Annotated in this window: 22 protein-coding genes and 1 pseudogene; 4 read left to right on the forward strand and 19 right to left on the reverse strand. The window is 66.7% G+C overall.

The genetic code is table 11. From position 1 onward, the window contains the following. Nucleotides 1-8 precede the first annotated feature (8 nt). Nucleotides 9-605 (forward strand): DUF3489 domain-containing protein, encoded by a 597-nt coding sequence (locus JM664_RS00265; protein ID WP_227417903.1) that lies wholly within the window; start codon nucleotides 9-11, stop codon nucleotides 603-605. Here the strand turns inward: JM664_RS00265 and JM664_RS00270 are convergent. The 19 genes and pseudogenes from JM664_RS00270 to JM664_RS00360 form a co-directional block, all read right to left on the reverse strand. Then, the gene (locus JM664_RS00270) at nucleotides 587-907 is read right to left on the reverse strand and encodes a DUF7220 family protein (protein ID WP_454824303.1); all 321 of its coding nucleotides are present in this window, start codon (nucleotides 905-907) and stop codon (nucleotides 587-589) included. The two genes, JM664_RS00265 and JM664_RS00270, sit on opposite strands and share 19 nt — an antisense overlap. Continuing rightward, nucleotides 904-1,314, reverse strand: a complete 411-nt coding sequence (locus JM664_RS00275) for a hypothetical protein (RefSeq protein WP_227417932.1) — start codon at nucleotides 1,312-1,314, stop codon at nucleotides 904-906. Before JM664_RS00275 ends, JM664_RS00270 begins: the two co-directional genes overlap by 4 nt. Nucleotides 1,315-1,429: 115 nt before the next feature. Beyond that, a pseudogene (locus tag JM664_RS00280) lies at nucleotides 1,430-1,987 on the reverse strand (DNA cytosine methyltransferase); the annotation flags it as partial. After that, nucleotides 1,944-3,281, reverse strand: coding sequence for a site-specific DNA-methyltransferase (locus tag JM664_RS00285; protein WP_227417904.1), 1,338 nt, complete (start codon nucleotides 3,279-3,281; stop codon nucleotides 1,944-1,946). The gene JM664_RS00285 and the pseudogene JM664_RS00280, both read right to left, overlap by 44 nt. A gap of 405 nt (nucleotides 3,282-3,686) precedes the next feature. After that, the gene (locus JM664_RS00290; protein WP_023851473.1) at nucleotides 3,687-4,133 is read right to left on the reverse strand and encodes a DUF6362 family protein; all 447 of its coding nucleotides are present in this window, start codon (nucleotides 4,131-4,133) and stop codon (nucleotides 3,687-3,689) included. Then, nucleotides 4,126-4,329 carry a hypothetical protein gene (locus tag JM664_RS00295; protein WP_425593243.1) on the reverse strand — a complete coding sequence of 68 codons (204 nt, stop codon included), beginning with the start codon at nucleotides 4,327-4,329 and terminating at the stop codon, nucleotides 4,126-4,128. The genes JM664_RS00290 and JM664_RS00295 overlap by 8 nt, the downstream gene beginning before the upstream one ends. Beyond that, complete coding sequence (locus JM664_RS00300; RefSeq protein ID WP_227417905.1) at nucleotides 4,326-4,862, reverse strand: hypothetical protein; 537 nt, start codon at nucleotides 4,860-4,862, stop codon at nucleotides 4,326-4,328. Before JM664_RS00300 ends, JM664_RS00295 begins: the two co-directional genes overlap by 4 nt. 364 nt (nucleotides 4,863-5,226) lie before the next feature. Next, nucleotides 5,227-7,593, reverse strand: coding sequence for an AAA family ATPase (locus tag JM664_RS00305; RefSeq protein ID WP_227417906.1), 2,367 nt, complete (start codon nucleotides 7,591-7,593; stop codon nucleotides 5,227-5,229). After that, on the reverse strand, nucleotides 7,590-8,357 hold the full coding sequence (locus JM664_RS00310; RefSeq protein WP_227417907.1) for a hypothetical protein: 768 nt from the start codon (nucleotides 8,355-8,357) through the stop codon (nucleotides 7,590-7,592). Before JM664_RS00310 ends, JM664_RS00305 begins: the two co-directional genes overlap by 4 nt. Further along, a complete protein-coding gene (locus tag JM664_RS18825) occupies nucleotides 8,357-8,782 on the reverse strand; it encodes a DUF6511 domain-containing protein (protein WP_227417908.1) in 426 nt (141 codons plus the stop codon). The genes JM664_RS00310 and JM664_RS18825 overlap by 1 nt, the downstream gene beginning before the upstream one ends. Continuing rightward, nucleotides 8,779-10,443 carry a DEAD/DEAH box helicase gene (locus JM664_RS00320; protein WP_227417909.1) on the reverse strand — a complete coding sequence of 555 codons (1,665 nt, stop codon included), beginning with the start codon at nucleotides 10,441-10,443 and terminating at the stop codon, nucleotides 8,779-8,781. The genes JM664_RS18825 and JM664_RS00320 overlap by 4 nt, the downstream gene beginning before the upstream one ends. Before the next feature lie 14 nt (nucleotides 10,444-10,457). Then, nucleotides 10,458-11,087, reverse strand: coding sequence for a hypothetical protein (locus JM664_RS00325; protein ID WP_227417910.1), 630 nt, complete (start codon nucleotides 11,085-11,087; stop codon nucleotides 10,458-10,460). Nucleotides 11,088-11,106: 19 nt separating this feature from the next. Further along, on the reverse strand, nucleotides 11,107-11,979 hold the full coding sequence (locus JM664_RS00330; protein ID WP_227417911.1) for an ATP-binding protein: 873 nt from the start codon (nucleotides 11,977-11,979) through the stop codon (nucleotides 11,107-11,109). Next, nucleotides 11,976-12,464 (reverse strand): hypothetical protein, encoded by a 489-nt coding sequence (locus JM664_RS00335; protein WP_227417913.1) that lies wholly within the window; start codon nucleotides 12,462-12,464, stop codon nucleotides 11,976-11,978. The genes JM664_RS00330 and JM664_RS00335 overlap by 4 nt, the downstream gene beginning before the upstream one ends. Before the next feature lie 43 nt (nucleotides 12,465-12,507). Continuing rightward, on the reverse strand, nucleotides 12,508-12,861 hold the full coding sequence (locus JM664_RS00340; RefSeq protein WP_185961871.1) for a hypothetical protein: 354 nt from the start codon (nucleotides 12,859-12,861) through the stop codon (nucleotides 12,508-12,510). A 22-nt stretch (nucleotides 12,862-12,883) separates the two neighbouring features. Then, complete coding sequence (locus tag JM664_RS00345) at nucleotides 12,884-13,477, reverse strand: sigma factor (RefSeq protein ID WP_227417914.1); 594 nt, start codon at nucleotides 13,475-13,477, stop codon at nucleotides 12,884-12,886. 192 nt (nucleotides 13,478-13,669) lie between these two features. Beyond that, entirely contained in the window at nucleotides 13,670-14,383 is a 714-nt protein-coding gene (locus JM664_RS00350) for a hypothetical protein (RefSeq protein WP_227417915.1), read from the reverse strand. 29 nt (nucleotides 14,384-14,412) lie between these two features. Next, nucleotides 14,413-15,393, reverse strand: a complete 981-nt coding sequence (locus JM664_RS00355) for a hypothetical protein (RefSeq protein WP_227417916.1) — start codon at nucleotides 15,391-15,393, stop codon at nucleotides 14,413-14,415. Continuing rightward, the gene (locus JM664_RS00360; RefSeq protein WP_227417917.1) at nucleotides 15,353-16,594 is read right to left on the reverse strand and encodes a hypothetical protein; all 1,242 of its coding nucleotides are present in this window, start codon (nucleotides 16,592-16,594) and stop codon (nucleotides 15,353-15,355) included. The genes JM664_RS00355 and JM664_RS00360 overlap by 41 nt, the downstream gene beginning before the upstream one ends. A 337-nt stretch (nucleotides 16,595-16,931) precedes the next feature. On the opposite strand from JM664_RS00360, the gene JM664_RS00365 reads away from it, so the two are divergent. Genes JM664_RS00365 through JM664_RS00375 form a run of 3 tightly spaced genes read left to right on the forward strand, consistent with a single transcriptional unit; the run spans nucleotide 16,932 to nucleotide 19,095 of the window. Next, the gene (locus JM664_RS00365; protein ID WP_227417918.1) at nucleotides 16,932-17,387 is read left to right on the forward strand and encodes a DUF2924 domain-containing protein; all 456 of its coding nucleotides are present in this window, start codon (nucleotides 16,932-16,934) and stop codon (nucleotides 17,385-17,387) included. Next, the gene (locus JM664_RS00370) at nucleotides 17,384-18,709 is read left to right on the forward strand and encodes a recombinase family protein (protein WP_227417919.1); all 1,326 of its coding nucleotides are present in this window, start codon (nucleotides 17,384-17,386) and stop codon (nucleotides 18,707-18,709) included. Before JM664_RS00365 ends, JM664_RS00370 begins: the two co-directional genes overlap by 4 nt. Continuing rightward, nucleotides 18,706-19,095 (forward strand): hypothetical protein, encoded by a 390-nt coding sequence (locus tag JM664_RS00375; protein WP_227417920.1) that lies wholly within the window; start codon nucleotides 18,706-18,708, stop codon nucleotides 19,093-19,095. Before JM664_RS00370 ends, JM664_RS00375 begins: the two co-directional genes overlap by 4 nt. Nucleotides 19,096-19,162 lie beyond the last annotated feature (67 nt).

The following is a 19,162-nucleotide window of genomic DNA, read 5'->3' on the forward strand; positions in this document are numbered from 1 at the left end:
GACGAACGATGACCAAACTTTCCGACACCCAGCTCCTAATCCTGAGCGCGGCCGCGCAGCGCGACGACCGCAACGTCCTGCCGCTCCCCGGCTCGCTGCGCGGTGGCGCGGCGACCAAGGTGGTGGGCGCGCTGCTTTCGCGCGGTCTGATTGCCGAGACCGCGACCGACAGCCAGACCAAAGCCGACGCGGCGCTGAACCGCATCTGGCGGAACGACGAGGACGGTCGCGCCATCCTGCTGCACATTTCCGAGGCGGGCCTCGCCGCTATCGGCGTCGAACCCGAGGGCGCGCCGGACGGCGGCGACACCGCGCCGGGGGGCGCCACGGAGGCGCCGACGACCGACCCGGCGACGGAGGCCGCGGGCGACGCCGCATCCTCGCCCAAGGCGCGGAAGCCGCGCGAGGGCACGAAACAGGCCCAGCTCATCGCCATGCTGCGCACGCCCGAGGGCGCGACCATCGACGAGATCGTCGCCGCCACCGGCTGGCAGCCTCACACGGTCCGCGGCGCCTTTGCCGGCGCGCTCAAGAAGAAACTCGGCCTCGAGGTGACCTCCGACAAGGTCGAGGGGCGCGGGCGGGTCTACCGGCTCGAAGCCTGATCCCGACCCGGCGCGCCGCCAAAGTCCCGGCGGTAGGGAAACCGGACCGGAACTGAGCCGCCGCTCGTCCTGAGCGGCGGCTTCGCCGCTCTGACGCGGATTGCCTCGAACAGCCGCCGGAGGCCGAACGACCGCGCGATGCTGACCACGGTGAAGACGGCGCCCATCTGCAGGTTTTGGGCCAGCGTCGTGTGCAGGCCGAAGACCGGGAAGATCAGGATCTGCGTCACGACGGCGACGCCGTAACCGATGGCCACGTTGGCGAAGGCCTCCACGAGCGACATGGCCCGGCTCTGCTTCATGCCACCTCCTCATCCGTCGGCCAGCAGCTGAGCTGCGAGAGTTCGGAGCGCATGCGCCGCGACCAGCGGAACCACTCCGTTGCCACAGAGCCGAAGCCGGTCCACCCGGTGGGCCAGCCCATCAGCGCCTCGACGAACAGCGGGTTCAAGGTCCGGGGCGTGTCGCAGGAACTCCCGCCAGGCATCGGCGTCACCAGGACCTGGCGGCCAAGCAGCCCGTTCACCGGCGTATTCGCGAGGCTCGTCGCCCCGTCCTTGTGATCTCGCGCCGTCGGCGTCATCCACAGCCGCGTCGCTTCGCAGAGCGTCGTCCCGTCGTTGCGCGGGCGCGCCGTCTCGCTTCGATTGCTCGTCCGGTTCCGCGTCCCCTTGCTGTCGCCGGCCAGCGGCGTCGGCCAGAGCCGCATCATCTCGGTCCGGTTCCCGCCGCTCGAACGCGTCCCCGAGCAGGCGCGCGGGGTCGGCCAGGTGGTCGCGCTCGCGGTGGGCGAGGATGAAGAGCCGCTCGCGCCGATGGGGCGCGCCGACTTCCGCCGCCGTGAAGAGGCCCGCCGCAAGGCTGTAGCCCATGTCGACCAGTCCTCCGGCGACTTCGGGGAAGCCGATGCGGAGATGATGGGCGACGTTCTCGAGAAACACGAAGGGCGGCTGGGCCTCCCCGACGATGCGGGCGACATGCGGCCAGAGGTGCCGCGGGTCGTCCGCTCCGCGCCGCTTGCCCGCGACGGAGAACGGCTGGCACGGATAGCCCGCAGTGACGATGTCCACCGCGCCGCACCACGGGCGGCCGTCGAATGTGGCAACGTCGTCCCAGACAGGCGCGCGATCCAGGGTCGCGTCTTCCATCCGCGCCACGAGGATGGCCGCGGCGTAGGCGTCCCGCTCGACATGACCCACAGTGCGAGATCCGGGGAGCGCGAGGTGAAGCCCGAGGTCGAGCCCGCCGGCGCCGGAGCAGAGCGAGAGGCCGAACAGGCACGCGTCGCCGGCTCCGGCAGACAGACCGGAGGAAGGTAGAGCCACGCCATCCACGTCGTCAGGCCGCGTGGGCCCCCTCGGTCGCAGCCGGGGCGTCGCCACCCAGCCGCTCGGTTCTCACCTGCGCGAAGGTCCGGCCGTCGCCGTCGAGGATGGCGTGCTTGCCGGTCTCGGCCTGCCAGCGCTCCACGGCCACATCGACATAGGCCGGGCTGATCTCCATCGCGAACACACGTCGGCCATTGGCCTCGCCCGCCATGATCTGCGAGCCGGAGCCGGAGAACGGCTCGTAGCAGAGCCCGCCGCGCGTGACGTGCTGGCGCATCGGGATCCCGAAGGCGTCGAGCGGTTTCGGCGTCGGATGGTCGGGACGGTCGTCTTTGGCGAAGCTGGGCAGCGCCCATGTCGATGGCAGCGTTTCCTCGGCCACCTTCGGCGGACGGTTGGGGCGGCGCCAGCCCATGAAGCAGGGCTCGTGCTTCCAGAGGTAGTGGGAGCGGGTCAGGACACCCCGGTCCTTCACCCAGATGATCTGCTGATGCACGAAGGCCCCAGCCTTCTCCCAACAGGCCTCGAGCATCGCCTGGCGGCGCGAGGCATGCCAGCAGTACCAGGCCGCATCCTCGGCGATGGCTTCCGCCACTGCCGCCGCGATGAACCCGTCGTAGAGTTCCGCCCCTTGGCTGCTGTCGTCCCAGGTCGTGCCGTAAGACGCCGACCAATCCTTGTTGCGGGTCGGATGGTTCGAGCCGTCGTAGTCCACCAGATACGGCGGATCGGTGGCGAACAGGATCGCGCGCTCGCCGTTCATCAGGCGGCGCACATCGACGGCGCTGGTGCTGTCACCGCAGAGCAGCCGGTGGTCGCCGAGGATCCACAGATCCCCCGTCTGCGACGCCGGATTGCGCGGCGGCTCGGGGATGGTCACCGGCGGCAAGGAGCCCCCGGCGCCACCGTCTTCCCCGTCCCCCTCCGGCACGAAGGCCAGCAGCTTGTCGAGCTCGCCGTCGGAGAAGCCGACCAGCGACAGGTCGAAATCCTCGGCCAGCAGGTCGTTCAGTTCCGCCGACAGCAGCGCCTCATCCCACGTCCCGAGTTCCGTCAGCTTGTTGTCGGCGATCCGATACGCCCGCCGCTGCGCCTCGGTCAGATGACCGAGCACGATCACCGGCGCCTCGGTCAAACCGAGCTGCGTCGCCGCCAGCACGCGCCCGTGGCCTGCGATCAGCTCGCCGTCCTCGCCGACGAGGCAGGGCACGGTCCAGCCGAACTCGGCCATGCTGGCGGCAATCTTCGCGACCTGGTCCGGCCCGTGCGCCTTCGCGTTCTTCGCGTAGGGCTGGAGGCGCGACAGCGGCCATGTCTCGATCGCGTCCGGGGCGAAGCTCAGCGTCATGGTGGGCAAGGTTCCTCGATCGGGTGGATGCCGGTGGCTTCCGGACTCCGGATGCCGGGCTGGACTCCGCGCGGGGTCCAGCGGCCACCAGCGGTGTCCAGTCGGAAGGCCAGCGTTCATTGGTGTTTGCGCGGGGCGCGCGTGGGTCCGGCTTCCGGGTGGCTTCCCAAAAATCCGGCCCTGTCGCTGGCGATGTCCCGCGCTTCGCCCGCCAGCATACGAAATTCGCCAGGAAGGAACCAAGAACTCAATGGGTTAGCCCATCGGCCCCCGGCTGGACCCTTCACTTGACCCCGAAAGCCAGCGGCGCGGCGTCGGCCTGCGCGCTCCTCTCCCGAGCATATTCGTTTTCTAACGGCCTCGACGAAATGTGTAAGGCCCTGCGATGTACACCCGAAAATTTCCTCAGAGGACGATTTTTCTTGACAGCCGATTGGCGTTTTCGATGACGAATTGCTGCGAGCGTCGGGGCGACGGCACGCGACCGTTCAGCCGCCAGGTGATCACCGCAAGGCCGTACTGCCAGCGCTTGGTCGCGGCCGTGCGCGACAGACCGAACTGCCAGCAGATCGGCTTCCACGCCATGCCGTCGGCGCGGGCCCAGACCAGGCGCCCATCCTCGGGCTCGAGCCAGCGCAGCCAGAGCATCGCTTCCTCGGCCTGCGTGATCTGTCGCGGGCTGGGCCTCGGTCGACGCATCTGCGGCTCCTGACCGACCTTGTCGGCGAAGCTGTGGAAGTATTCAGGCCAGGCGTTGAAGAAGCCCTGCGGCATCACGCCCGGCATCTGCCGCATCACGCCGGCCGCGAGCTCCAGCCGATCCTGCACCTGCGCTGTGGTCCACTCACCCATGACGCGCCTCCCGTTCCCGCTTGCCGTAGAGCCGCTCGCCGAGCTGCCGGACCAGCTCGCGCTCCGGCCAGGTCAGGCGGTGGTCGTCGATGGCGACGGCGAGCAGGCCCTGTTCCTTCCAGCCGTCGCGCTTGACCTCGTCGGGATTGCGGCGGCGACCGCCGTAGCCCTTGGGCGTGAACCGCATGCCGCTCATTGCACACCTCCCCGGGTCTCCAGCGCCCAGAGCAGGATCGCGATGGCGTCGGCCTCGTTGTCGTCGGCGGGCGAGAAGCCGCGCGCCCGGGCGGCCGCCATCATGGCGTCCTTGTTCGCGTTGCCCTTGCCGGTGGCGTGGCGTTTGATGGTGCCGACCGGTACGCCCTCGTAGGGAATGCCGCGCATCTCGGCCCATGCGGTCAGCGTGGCCATCAGCCCGCCATAGACATGGGCCGCGTCGGTGGCCGCGTGGCGGCGGACCTCCTCGAACCAGATGGCGGCGACGGGCCCCGACAGCCGGTCGATTTCGGTGAGCCAGTTGGTGAAGCGGAGATACCGCATGCCGCCGCCATCAAACCGCCCGGGGCGGAAGGACGCCGTGCCGGAGGTGATCAGCCCATCGATGCCGTGCAGCGCCCAGCCCGTGGCGGTGCCGAGGTCGAGCGCCAGTATCACCTGGTTGGCGCGGACGACGGGCCGCAGATCGGGGATTGCCTCGCGGCTGGAGGTGGCGAGAGTCAGGTCAGCCATGGGTGGTCTCCTCTTCTGGTTGGCTGCTCGGGTGGAAGACGACGGCGGTCTGGTGCTTGGCGGTACGGGGCCGCCGTCGTCGGATCGGAATGTGCAGGGAGCGTCGGAGCCCGCGCGCGGACACCCTCGACGTATGGGAGGAGAGGCCAAACCTGCCGGTTGGCCTCCCCATACGTAGTATGGGGGCTTGCCCACTCGTCTCATGTTTTGGCCGCAAGTCTCTGTTCCCGTTGATTTTTCAAGGCTCAAGGGATGAGGCGGGTCGATGAGGAAGACCTTTCTCATCCTTATCACCAACCCATTGATTTCATTGGGCCATGAGGAAGGGACGAGAATGAGGAAGGCCGCGCTCATGATGAGAAAGTCAGTCATGGGCCTCCTCCGGATAGACCCAGACGGAGGGGTTCTCGACCTCTCGCGCGCGGCCGGAATGGGGGCATTTGTAGTGGGTCGGCAGCACCGCGACGCCCTCGGCAAGGACCTCTCCGGTGTCCGTGTCGATCACGGGATCGCGGCCGAAGCGCATGTCCCTGATCACGAGATATCCGAAATGCGATTGCGTCCCGGCGTACCCGTGCTCCGTGAAACTCCGGCGGAACTTGATCAGGCCCTTGGTGGCGAGCACCGACAGCCGCTCACGGATGCTGTAGCGCCCGCCGAGATCGTGCTGGTTCTCGAACGCCTCCGCGAACTGCGTGGCGGTGTAGAGCCGACCCTCGGCCGCCTCGTCGAAGATCATCCCCAGGACGACCTGGTTCTTCCGATCCCGCTCGGCATCGTGCCTGGCGCCGATGTCCTGGCGCACGAGGCGCTCGTTCATCGGGTTGATCTCGACCCATTGGCCGCGCACCTTGTCGATCAGCTTCGAGGGCAGCGCGGGACCGTTGCGCAGCTCGATCTCCAGCTTGCGCTCTGACGCGTCCTCGTCGGGGCGGTGCAGGATGAGGCCGGAGGTGTAGAAGCCCCGCAGGGCGCTGGCGCCCGAAAGCGCGAGAAACGGATCCTCCTTCACCTGGTGCTTGCTGAGCTTCTTGGTGTGGTGGATCAGGATGACCCCGCAGTCCGGGTCGATGTGGTCGCGCAGAACCTCGACCCGTTCCTTGAGGAAGAACATCATGGCGGTGTTGTCGTTCTCGCCACCGCCATCGGGTCCGCCATCGAAGAGGTTCCGGATCGGGTCGACGCAGAGGATGTCGGGCGGCGCATCCGGGAATGCCGTCCGGATCGCGCGGGCAACCCGCACGCTGCCCTCGTTGTCGAGCAGCATTTTCAACTTGGGTGTGGCCACGAAGGTGTCGCGCGCGGCGGCCAGCACGTCGGGCGGCAGGGCGATCTGCTTCAGCCGCTCGCGCAGATAGTGATACTGGATCTCGGCCTGCAGATAGAAGATCCGCAGCGGCCGTGGCGGCGTGAAGCCGAGGAAGGGCACACCGGCGGCCATGTGGACAAGCCAGGAGATCAGCAGGTCGCTCTTGCCGACCTTGGGCGCACCGCCCAGCACCAACAGTCCGCCCGGCGTCAGCACCCGGGGCGCGATGATGTCCTCCGGCATCGGGCTCTGATCTTCCAGCAGCGCGCCCAACGTGAAGGCGGGCATCTCGACCGGTCCCGGTGCGCCGGAGTCCAGCCGGATCAGCGGCGGGCCGTATTTCTCGACATGCCGTTCCCAGAGCCGCTCGGATTCCCGCTTCAGCCGCTCGACCGGCCACTGCGGCCGCAGCATCGCGGCGTTGTAGCCGCAGATGCCGATCCAGCCCTCGTCCTTCGTCATCCGGCCCTCGTGGACCATGCGGATGAAATGCCCGATCGCGGCCGACGCGCCCTCGAAACGGGACCAGTCGTCCTGCGCGCCTTCCCGCACCGGCGTGACCAGCACTTCGTCCATGGCGGGCTTGTCGGGATGGGTGAACGCAGGCTGCAGGGACACGCCCGGTGCGGGCGGCATGTCGGTTACGGCTTCGATGAATTCGGCCAGATCGCGTTCGCGGTCGGCGTTCAGTTCGACGATGCGCACCTGCGTCTTGAGGTTGTTCTTGTAGTAGACCGAGCCCGCCACCCGGATCGGCTGATGGGCGGAGCGGAAATGCATGTCGCCGCCGACCTTTGCGGCGATGTCGCCGCGCAGACGGCAGACGCGGGCCATGTCGTCGCCCTCGGCGGGTTCGGTCAGCGCCCACCAGACGTGGCACTTGCGCTGCCCTTCGGCCGTCACGCCACCGCTTTCCACCACCATGCTGGCCGCGCCGAGGTGGCGCTCGAGGTGCGCGCGCTTGGCGGCGATGTCACCGGTGTCGAGATCGACCACCACCGTCTGCATCTGCAGAATATCGGCGGCCTTTGCCTGACCGGGCGCGGCCACGGTGCCGGGGATCACATAGACTGCCGCGCCCTCGCGCGAGGCCCATGTCGCGAAGGTCGCCATCTTCTCGGGGGCGGAATGATCCGCTTCCAGCCAGATGTTGTGCGGGCGACCATCGATGCCCTGACCCTTGTCGATGAAGCTGCGGACAGGGATCAGACCGTCGCAATACCCGAAGACGACCTGCATGAATTGCGCGATCTGCGCAGGGTCGGGCTCGTCGCCGAAGACGTCGATCTGCGGGGCGGCATCGTTGAAGTCGCGCCACGGGTTGAAATGGACGATGTTTTCCTTGGGCTCGTCGGGCGTCGTGTCGTCGCGCATGGCTGGCTCCTGATCGGGTTCGGATGGCTCGGTGGGCTCGTCGGTCATGCAGCCAGCCCCCAGCACCGCTCGGCATGAGCGCAGAACCGGCATTCGAAGAAGTCGCGGCTGGCGGCGATGCGGGGCAGCAGCTCGCCCGCTTCGGTGGCTTGCAGGATCCGCACCGCGCGGTCGGACATGCGCTGCGCCAGATCGGCATCGAAGGCGACCTGCTCGTGATGCAGTTCGGCCGTGTCCTTGTTGATCGCGGTGAAGAGTGCGGGGGCCGTGGAAATCCCCGGCACCGAGGGCTCCATGTAGGCCTGGTAGATCGCGATCTGGGCGGCATAGACGGGCTTGGAGACGGCGACCCCGTCCTTGACGCAGGCCCGCCAGTTCTTCGCGTTCATCGTCTTGCATTCCCAGAGCGCCGGGGTGCGCAGACCGAGCGCGGCCGGGGCGCCGGCCACGATCCCGTCGACATGGCCACGAATGCGACCGCCCGCGACGGAGAATCCGAACTGATCCCCATCGGGCCGATTGCCCTTGCGGGTGTAGAGGTCGAGCCCCGCCGCCCGCAGCCAGCGGATCGCCAGATCCTCGAGCTGGTGACCGATCTCGAAGATCCGCAGAGTCTGCCCGCCGAAATCCGCGCCCTCATCCCTGGGCGCGCCTGCGAACTCGAACTGCAGCGCGCGTTCGCAGGCATGCCCGAGACGGGACGCGCCGAGATAGGTTCGGGGCGGCGTGGCCTCCCGCTCGGCGATCAGCGCGGCGTCGACCAGCGCGTTGATCCGCTCGGCCATGGAGGGGCGCGGGTTGAAATCCAGCATCAGAACGGCACCTCGCTCCTGGCGGCGATGCGCGACATCTCGGCGCCATAGCCCTCCAGAACCTCCTCGATCAGCGCGGTGACCTCTGTCGCATCCAGATCCCGCAGCCGCTTGTCCCAGCCGATTTGGTCCATGGTCGTGCCGAGCCGCTTCATCACCATCGCTATGGCGAGGCGTTCTCCATCGGTCGTTCCCTGCATGGTCAGTCCTTTCCGGTGGCGGGCCGCGAAGAACGCCTGGCAGTGCATCGAGCAGAACCAGCGGTGTTCACGGGGGCGGGGTTTGTTGGGGTTGAAGAAACCGAAGCCGCGCGCGGGGCGCAGACAGACGGCGCAAGGCTTGAGGTGCGGGTGCCAGAGCCGAATACGCTCCGGGCAATCCGCAGGCGCTGCGGGCGGGGATTGGACTTGCGCGACATGATTCACGCCGCCCTCCGCTCGGGCTCGGCCGCCGTGACGAGGCGCCGGATGTCGCGCTTGTTGAACTGGAACGAGATCAGCGCGGAGGCGCGATATCTGGTCAGGCCGTAGTCGCGCCGGAACTCGGGCGGCAGGCAGTTCAGCTGCTTTTCCGTCGCGTCGTGCTTCAGCCAGCCCTTCGACTTGAAGGCGCTCTCGTCGGTCTCATGCTCGTTCAGCCAGTCGTCGGCCTGCGCGAGACAGACGATGCGCTCGCCCACGCTCAGGAGCCGCGTTGCCTTGCCCTTGGCGCCCCCGACCGCGTGCCAGCGGCCCTCGAGGAAGAACACGCCGCCCCAGGCGTGAAAGCCGTTGGCCATTAGCGCCGCGTCGTCACCGAACAGGTCCACCCACGCGAAACTCGATCGCTCGAGAAGATCGAGCTCGGTCATGACGAAGCTGTCGATGGGCTCCGCGCCTTCGCGCGGCAGCTCGCACCCGCAGATCGGGCATTCGGTGACGGCGATCGGGATCTCGGCCTTGCATTCGGGACAGATTTTCGTGGGGGCTTCCCCCGGCGTCGGAATGCGCCCGTCGAGATCGACATCCTGTTCCAGCGTGCCGTGCGTGAGGCTCGACGTCCCGAAATCCAGCACGACGCAGTCGGTCTTCACGATGCCAGGATGTTCCTCGGGATCGACGGTGCGCAGGCCGCGCCCGACCATCTGGATCATGGTGGACTTGTAGGAACTGGGCCGCAGCAGCACGACGCAGGAGGTGGGCGGATGGTCCCAGCCCTCGGTCAGCACCGCCACGTTGACCACGACGCGGATGTCGCCCGCCGCGTAGTCTGCGAGGATCGCCTTGCGGGTCTCGGCCGCCAGATCGCCGTGGATCAGCGCGGCGGAAACGCCCGCTGCCCTGAACGCCTCGGTGACATGCTCGGCGTGCGCGACGGTGGAGCAGAACACCACGGTCTGCCGGTCGCCCGCCTTCTCCTTCCAGTGGCGGATCACCTCGTCGGTGACGGGGGCGCGGTCCATGATGCCCGCCACTTCCGCCATGTCGAAATCCGACATGTTCTTGCGGACCGAGCGCAGTTCGTCCTGCACGCCCACGTCGATGACGAAGGTGCGCGGCGGCACCAGATGGCCCGAGGCGATAAGCTCGCCCAACTGCACCTGGTCGGCGACATTGTCGAAGACCTCACGCAGCCCCTTCCTGTCGCCCCGGTTCGGCGTCGCCGTGACCCCGAAGATGCGGGCGTCGGGATTGGCCTCGCGCACCCGATCGATGATGCGGCGATAGCTGTCGGCCACCGCATGGTGCGCCTCGTCGACGACCAGCAGGTCGAGGCGCGGCATGTCGGCCAGGTTCGAGGCCCGCGCCAGCGTCGGAACCATCGCAAAGGCGACCTGGCCGGTCCACGATTTCTCCGTGGCGTCGATCACCGATGTGGCGACGCCCGGCACCACGCGCTGGAACTTGGCGCGGTTCTGCGCGGTCAGCTCGTCGCGATGGGCGAGCACGCAGGCCTTCGCGCCGTCGCCGATCATCTCGCCAGTGACCGCCGAGAGCATGATGGTCTTGCCCGCGCCGGTGGGCGCCACGCCCAGCGTGTTGCCGCGGGAGGCGAGCGCAGCAACGCTGCGCTCGACGAAGGTCTTCTGGCGGGGGCGCAGGCGCATGGCCGGTCTCCCCCTTACTGCGCCCAGCTCGGCCGCCCGGCGAACCCGGGAGCGGAAGCGGGCTGGCTGGGCTGATGTGACGGTGCCGCAGAGGTGGTCTGCTGCGGGGCATGTCCGGCAGCACCCTGTCCGCCGAACTGCAGCGCAGCCGTCCCCATGACCTGAGCGTAATCGCGATGATCGGGCGTGACCGCGCTGCGGATCTCGTTCTTGTCGTCGCCGCTGGCGTCGGTGCCGATGTCGATGCGGGCGATGAACTCGATCCCGTCGAGATCGGCGAAGCCGTTGATGCGCCGCGCCGCCTGCGCCTCGGCCGACATGTCCTTGTCGGAAATCCCGCGCGCCGAGTTCAGCATGCCGCGCACGAGGCTGCGGCCCATGTTCGCCCAGTCGGGCCCCTTGGGGCTGTAAAGCCCGATCAGGGTGAAGATCTTGCGCCGGGCGTACTGCCCCTCGGTCACCGTGAACTCGCCGTTCAGATAGACCGCGCCGGTCGAGCCACGCGTGGCATAGCCGCCGGTCCAGCCCTGCGAGGCATCGTCGAAGCCGCCCGGGCGGATCGTCAGGCGCACCTTTGCCAGCGTGCCCTTCGGGATCAGGTTGGTGTTGCTCTGCGCGTCGTTGAAATCGTTCCAGGAACCCATGGGGAACCTCCTTTTCTGATCAGGATTGCGGTTGGGATTGGGCGTCAGCCGCCGGATCGGCGGGTGGCGGGGTGTAGGTCAGGCGCTTGGGCGCTGGCGCGACAGGGGCGCGGATCTTCGTCATCAGGCGGCCGAGGTGAGGCTCCTCGACCTGATCCAGACGGCCGGAGCGGTCCTTTGCCGGAAAGCCCCAGGGGTTGATCGTGTGACAGACGAAGGCGCGATAGGGATCGCCGTCGGCCTTCAGCTCCGCCATGGTGATCACCTCGTCGACGATCCCTGGCAGCTCCAACCCGGTCTTCGAGCCGTCGATCTGCGGCTGGAACACCTTGCGATTGAAGTCGTCGAGCTTCTCGTCGAGGATCCCGACGAACCAGACGTTCTTGGCCCGCGTGTGCTGCAGATGCGTGAGCCAGCCGATCATCTCGCGGCCATGGAGCCCGTAGGCCCCGCGCACATCCGGCTTGCCGGTCTTCTCCGACAGCGCCTCGGGCTGGCCCTTGCACCAGCCGAAGCAGAGCCGCCCCGCCACGGTGATCGAGTCCACGAAGATCGTGTCGTAGCGGTCGAGCGCTGTCGGATCGCCGAAGCGGTCGCAGACCGCTCTGTAGTGCGCCGGGCTGTAGGGCTGCTCGTCGCGCAGCGCCGGGTTGGGCCCGCCGATGAACACCGCGAAATCCCGGCATTCCGTCCAGGTTCGCGGCCGGATGCTGTCCCCCGCCCAGCCCTCGATGGCGAGATCGCCCGCCTCGAGGTCCATGAACAGGGTGGTCGACGCGTTCAGCGTCCAGAGGAGCGAGGTCTTCCCGATGCCGGATTTGCCGAAGATGCAGCCCTTGATACCCCGCGGCTCGGCCAGCCGCTGGTCGGCGCTGATGATCGGGAGGCTCATTGATCGGCCCCCTGCGGGACGATCTCGATCTTCAGCGTGCCGGGCCGGACGGTGCGCGCGGGCTCGAAACCGGCACGGATCGCATCGGGCCAGGCGGCGTATTTGCGCTCGGGCACCTTGAACGCGATGTCGACATACTGGGCGGGATCGTCCCCGACGGCGCGGATGCGCTCGACCATGGCGGCGAGGCGATCCTGGTCCCAATCCACCCGCTTCGGCAGATCGGCAACCACGGTGAAATCGCCGTCGTCGAAGCGGATCGTGCCGGCGTCCTTGCCCGCCGCCTGCCGTTCCTCGGCGGCGCGGGTAGCGTAGCGGACGCTCAGCGCCCCATCGAGGCGGGCCTTCGCGGCCTTGTCCCGCTTGATGCGCTCATCGACGTCGCGCTGCAGGATGGCCAGCAGTTCGACGGGCAGCTGGGCGATGTCCTGCAGGCCGAGGCCCGGCAGGTCGTCGACGGTGGGGGTGTTCGCGGGGAACGGCATGTAAGGGTCTCCATGATCAGCAAAAGGGATTGGAAGGCGGCCATCACGCGGCCTCCTGCTCAGCCAGCAGCAGCGCGGACAGTGAGACCGCCGCGGCCTTCGGTTTGGGGCGGGCGACGGCGATGTAGGCGAACTGGTCGGGGCCCGTGCGCTCCTGCACCAGGTGCACGAGACCCTGTTCGGCGGCCCAGAAGGCGCGCGACCCGAGCCGTGCCAGTTCCGCGCGCTGCTGATCCGGCAACCGGGCGAACATCGGGAAGATGTCGAGAACCAGAAAGCCGCGATGGTATTCGAGCCGGTCGCCCGGCACGGCCTGCGCCACCCAGGCGCAGAACTCGATCTCGGTGAGCGGTCGGCGGGCGCGGACCGTGATGAAGGGGGTGGTGCCCATGAACATGATCTCCTCCTCTTGCCTCTACTCAGGCCGCCGCGAGATCGTCCCAGGCGGGACCGAGACCGTGGGCGGTGAGGACGTGGCGGAGATCGGCGAGGCGGCGGTAGAGCGAAGACCGGCTGCCGAATCCCTCGGCCGCGAGCGCGGTGACCGGGCGATGCGCCAACGCCGCGCAGAACCGGCGATCCTCGGCCGGGAGCCGCGCGACGGCGGCCTGCAGGGCGTGGTGAAGTTCGGTGACAGCGGCGGCGCAGCAGCTCTGGCCGTGCCAGGCGGCAAGCCCGTCGTCCTCGGTCAGCGTGTCGCCGACCGGCTCGCGGGCTCCGGCCAGCGGCACCTCGAGCGAGAGCAACGACCCACCCTGCGCACGGCGCTGGCGATGATGGCGCATCGCGATCCGCGAGGACTGGTTGCGCAGGACGATGTTGGCGAAGGCGCCGATGCTGCCACGCGAGGCATCGTAGGCGGGCAAGCGGCGCAGCAGATCGATTAGGAGGTCCTGGCCCAGATCCTCGCGCTCGCAGACCGGCAGGCACAGCTTGCGCCGAAGCTGTTGCGCCGCCGCATCGGCCTCGCGGATGATGGTTTCAATGTCGTCGGGGGAAAGTTCGATCTGCATCGCTGTGCGCCTCGGTCATCGTTTCTGATGTCCGCAGGCTGCCAGCTGCCCAACCCTACTTGGTGGGCAAGACGTGGGTGTTACGTGGGCAGAGTGTGGGAAGTACCCCGGCCGCAATCACCCAGCTTTACCTGCGGTCGCCGAATTGCTCCGGCGTTACAGGTCTGGATGACGTTGGGAGCGTTGCGCAGCTTATTTCGTATGCAACGACGGCCCACGTAGATCGGATAGAGGGCGCGGTTTCCCATCCTCGTCAAAGGTTTTTGACCAGGCCTCGACCTCTTTCTGGAAGTCATCATTGGGAAACCAGCGCATGACCGTACTTGGTGCCACATTGAATACTTTCGCAAGCATCCTGAAGCTTGGCTCGATGCCCTGCGCCTTGAGTTGGGCGCCCACGATGATGGCGTGCCAGCGCATTTCGTGAGCTCGTGATCCCTGTTCATACTCCGGATTGGATCCTCCCAGCCGCTCGCGGATAAGAACAATAAGGTCTCGGGGAATATGAAGATTATCGTTCCAGCTAAGTGCGTCCAGCATGCATGTTACGAGCCAGTTCACCAGCTTGTCGGGAACGGCCAAACCCCTCCGAACCAAATGCGTTTCACCGCTCTTGCTCAGTCGCTTTGCTTCGATCAGTTTCTGAATTATCAGCAAGGCCAGCTCGCTGATCGCCTCAGGATCGGCATCCATCACCGACGCGACGAGCTCAGGCTCAAAGCCATACTTCCTGAGTTCTGGCTCCAAGTAGAAGAGCTGTTCCATACCACCAATGACAGCAACCTCGATCTCGCCATCGGGGTTTTCGCGCCTCAGCCTGAGGTAATGGTCGATGGTGGGATCGTGTTTGTAGGCGCGACTAATAGCGTTGAAACCACCATCATCATCGCTTCCATAATCTCCCAATCTTCCCTCCGCTTCGCAGGTCTCAGTAGTTATAGAACCAGCTCAATCTCATCAGGAAGTAGCATGAGGCGATAGCCATTCGGGTTTCGTCGGTTCTCAATGAGTCGACGAACATTCTTGGGATCGGAACTTCCCTCAGCCAATGCATCTCGCAACGCCCGGACTGGCTCACGTACCTCCGATGAAATGCGATGGACTCCTTCGCCCCAAAGTTTCTTTTCAATCTGTCGATTCTCGACAGTAGCGGGGGACTCCAAGGCCGCCGATGATAGTATCAGCAGCAAATCAAAGCTCTGAGCAGAGAGCGCCTTGATCTGACCGTCCAGAATCACACTACGCGCCGCCTGATGGACAACCAGGCGCGCTCTGCAAGCCTGAACCGGATTAAACATAGAGGCATCGACGGCGAGAAGAGCACCGTCAGCCGCAAGCTCCAGGCACTCGAAGGTGGCAACAAGGTAGAACTCATCCTCGCGAAAGCGAAGAGCCTCAGTTGGCGAAAGCACCGGCGCCAACAACGTCACCGGCATGGACCGCGCGGCAGCCCGGACTGCCCAGCCAAGCTCCTCTCGCAACAGGGCATGGCGCGCGAGCACCAAGAATATCGCTCTGGCGGATGGCGTCGAACCAAGGTGCCAGACGCCGTCTAGGATTTCGGAAGGCTCGGTGCTGAAGCCTGCGGCCCCACCAATCTCGCGAGCGAGCGAATTGCGGTTCATCCGGAAGCTGCGCAGATCGTTCTCGGTCAGAATTACATCCCGTCGGCGATCAAGCGGACACTCAGCCCGAAATGCATCGCCCGCTTTCCGGATCGGCCGACAGGGGAGCCCGCATTCGCAGTCATAGCAGACATCCCAATCGGAGAGAGGCGCCTGTTCGACGAGGACACGTTTCGCCAGCAGCCGGTCGAAGACCGGACCGAAGAAGGGCGCGGCGAGCTCGCCGGGCAGGATTGCGTCGTCGCCAGCCTCACTCAGCCGCGTCAACAACCTCAAAATCGTCTCGGTCATTCATCAGCCCGTTCCGTTCGATCAGCTTCATCACCCGCGCCTCATGCTGGGTGCGGCGGAACTGCACGACGCCCAGGGGCCGCAGCTTGACCGTGACCTGCGGCTGGCGCTTGCCGTCGCTCTTGAACAGGATCCGGAACACGAGCTCGCCCAGCCGCCAGGCGCCACCGAACGACACTGGTGTGCTGCCGAAATGCTGGAGCGCGTCACCGCCGAGATCCCGCGACCGCAGCGTGCGCACCACGCGGGGATACCCCTTCTTGCCGGGCGCCATCAGGTCGGCCGCCGCCTCGATGATCAGCACCTTGTCTATCAGCGGATCGTAGGCGGCATCGAAGGTAAAGCCCGGTCCGGCCAGTTCGACCGGGCGCAGGGTATAGAGGTCCTGCGCGTCGTCACCGTCGAAGAAGCCGGGCCTGTCGAGGATGATCGAGGCGAAGAGTTCCGCGATCTCGGGCTGATGCGCCTTCCTGATGCGGGCCAGCCGCAACATCCCGGTGTTCTCGGAGTATCGCAGCACGGCGTGGGAAATCTGGCGCACGCTGATGACCCGTTCGACCTGGCCCTCAACGACCGGCATGGTCGAAACCATGGAGCCGTGGCTGACCACGAGGTTGATCTCGTCATCGTCGTCGTAGTCGCCCACCCGGCAGTAGTCCCCGAGAAACGCGTCACGGAAGAGCGCGGCAACGGCCGTCCGGAACGCCTCGACCTTCTCCGCCGTCAGATCGATCGCCACGCCACGTTCCCGCCCGGCATATTCATGCAGGCGGTCGGCGGTGAGCATCGCCATGTGATCGGCGGCCGCGTCAAACAGATCGGGATGCTCCAGAAACACCCGGACGGCGATGTGCTTGGGATCATGCGCCTTGTTCGGCGAGTCCTCGTCGCCGGTCTTCATGTCGGGGAACAGATCGACGCCCTGACGGGCAGCCTGCGCCTGGATGATCTCGAGGCCGCGGGCATCGCCCAGTTCCGCGATGCGGTGCAGATCGCCGCGCAGCCCCTCGGGGTAGCTGTCCTCGGCGCCGGTCAGCAGTTTCTCCAGCGCCTCGCGGGCGACATCCTCCTCCTGGTCCAGCAGGTCGACGGAGAAGCCCTTGTACTTGCCCTCGTGCCGCGCCAGCAGCGGCTTCATCAGGGCGAGATCAATGGTCTTGATGAACCGGGGGTTCACGAACTTCTTCAAATTGCCGGCCACGACGAATCCCCTTTCCTGCAAAACCAGTGTTCTTGATACGTTCTTTCGCGTGTTTCATCAACCTGCGCGGGATCGGCTGGGACGCTTTCTGACATCGACGAGTAGAGGCCAGAGGAGACGACCACTCCGAGGCCCACATGAAACGCCCCAATCCTCTGCCGCCCGACCAGATGACCCCCGCCGAGCGACGCGCCGAACTGTGCGGGCTGCTGGCGCTTGGGCTGGTTCGGTTGCGGATGCGGGAGACGGGCGAAGTACCTGACGATACTGGAGAAAGTTGCCTACACTATCCGCCCGACCAATGCCGTCATGCAACTCCAACTCACTGGAGAAATGCATGAACAAGCCCGATCCCATCCCAGCGCGCATGGCCGCGCTCAAGACCACGCCGACGCCGGACCTGAAGCAACAGTGGCGCGACCTCTTCGACAGCGAGCCGCCGCCCTTCAACCGGCGCTACCTTGAATCGCGCCTGGCCTACCGCATCCAGGAGCTGGCCTATGGCGGGCTGAAGCCGGAGACGATCCGGCGGCTGGAGCGGTTGGGCGAGGAACTGGACGGCGGCGACCGATCCAAGCGCGGCATCCGCGCCGACCGCGGCCGTCCCATCACCGGCACGCGCCTCCTGCGCGAGTGGCAGGGCGTCGAGCAGGTCGTCACCGTCACCGCCGACGGCTTCGAATGGCAGGGGCGGCCCTACAAGTCGCTGTCCGCCATCGCCCGCGCGATCACCGGCACACGCTGGAACGGGTGGGTCTTTTTCGGCCTCAAGAACCACAGGGGGCGGACATGACGAAGCCGCCGGAAAAATCGAAGGTCGTCCGCAAGCAGCGCTGCGCGGTCTACACCCGGAAATCCTCCGAGGAAGGGCTGGAGCAGGAGTTCAACTCGCTCCACGCCCAGCGTGAGGCCTGCGAGGCGTTCATCGCCAGCCAGCGATCCGAGGGCTGGGTCCTCGTCCGCGATGAGTATGACGACGGCGGCATCTCGGGCGGCACGCTGGAACGCCCCGGTCTGAAACGGCTGCTGGAGGATATCGAGGACGGGCTGGTCGACGTGGTGGTGGTCTACAAGATCGACCGCCTCAGCCGCTCGCTGGCCGATTTCGCGAAGCTGGTCGAGGTGCTCGACCGCAACGGCGTCACCTTCGTCAGCGTGACGCAGAGCTTCAACACGACCACGTCCATGGGGCGGCTGACGCTGAACATCCTGCTCAGCTTCGCACAGTTCGAGCGGGAGGTGACGGCCGAGCGCATTCGCGACAAGGTTGCTGCCTCTCGGCGCAAGGGCATGTGGATGGGTGGCGTGCCGCCCTATGGCTATCGCGTCGAGAACCGGAAGCTGATCATCGACGACGAAGCTGCGGACCATGTCCGCTGGATCTTCGCCCGCTTCCTCGAGATCGGCTCGGCGACCGAACTGGCGCGGGAGGTCCGCACGCGCGGTATCCGCACGCCACGCGGCAACCGGATCGACAAGAAGTACCTGTACCGGATGCTCAGCAACCGCGCCTACATCGGCGAAGCGGTCCACAAGGGCGACAGCTATCCCGGCGAGCACGACGCCATCATCGACCGCGAGGTTTGGGACAAGGCTCATACGATCCTGCAGGAGAGTCCCCGCAAGCGCGCCGCCCGGACCCGCTCTGACACGCCTGCGCTGCTGAAAGGACTGCTGTTCGGGCCGGACGGCGCGGCCTTCTCGCCGACGCATACCCGCAAGGGCGACAGGCTCTACCGCTACTATGTGAGCCAGACCGTGCTGAAGCACGGTGCCGGGTCGTGCCCGGTGGGTCGCGTGCCCGCGGGCGATATCGAGGCGGCAGTGATCGACCAGCTTCGCGCCGTGTTTCGCCAGCCCGAGATCGTGGCGGGCACGTTGAGAGCGGCTTTGGCGCGGGACGAGGAGATCACCGAGGCCGACGCACGGGCAGCGCTTCAGCAGCTCGACCCGCTGTGGGATGAACTATTCCCCGCTGAACAGGCACGCATCGTGGCGCTGCTGGTCGAGCGCGTCGACATCGGCACGGATGGGCTCAACGTCCGGCTTCGTATGGATGGGCTCGGCGGTCTCACGCGCGAGATGCTGGCTACAGACATGGGGGCGGCTGCATGACCCGCGGCACGCCGATCCCCGAAACCATGACGCTCCACGTTCCGTTTCGCATCGTGAAACGCGGCGGGCGGAAGGAGATGCAGATGCCCGACTGTGTCCGACCAGAGCGCACGATGGACAGCACGCTGGTCAAGGCGCTGGCCCGCGCCTTCCGCTGGAAGCGGATGCTCGAGTCGGGTGAGTTCGCCACCATCGCCGAACTGGCCGAGCGCGAGGGGATCGCGCCGTCCTACTTGACCCGTGTCCTGCGGCTCACCCTGCTCGCGCCCGACATCGTCGAGGCGATCCTGGACGGGAAGCCGGGCCCGGTGGTGACGCTGGCGAAGCTGATGGAACCGCCCCCACTCGGATGGGATGAGCAGCGACGCGCATGGGCGCGCGACTGAGCATTCAAGTGCATGGCTTCTCAAGCTGTTCCTGCTATTGCGCATTCGGCCAAATTGGCCAAAAGTG

The sequence above is a fragment of the Roseitranquillus sediminis genome (assembly GCF_016918935.1).
Lineage (GTDB): Bacteria > Pseudomonadota > Alphaproteobacteria > Rhodobacterales > Rhodobacteraceae > Roseitranquillus > Roseitranquillus sediminis.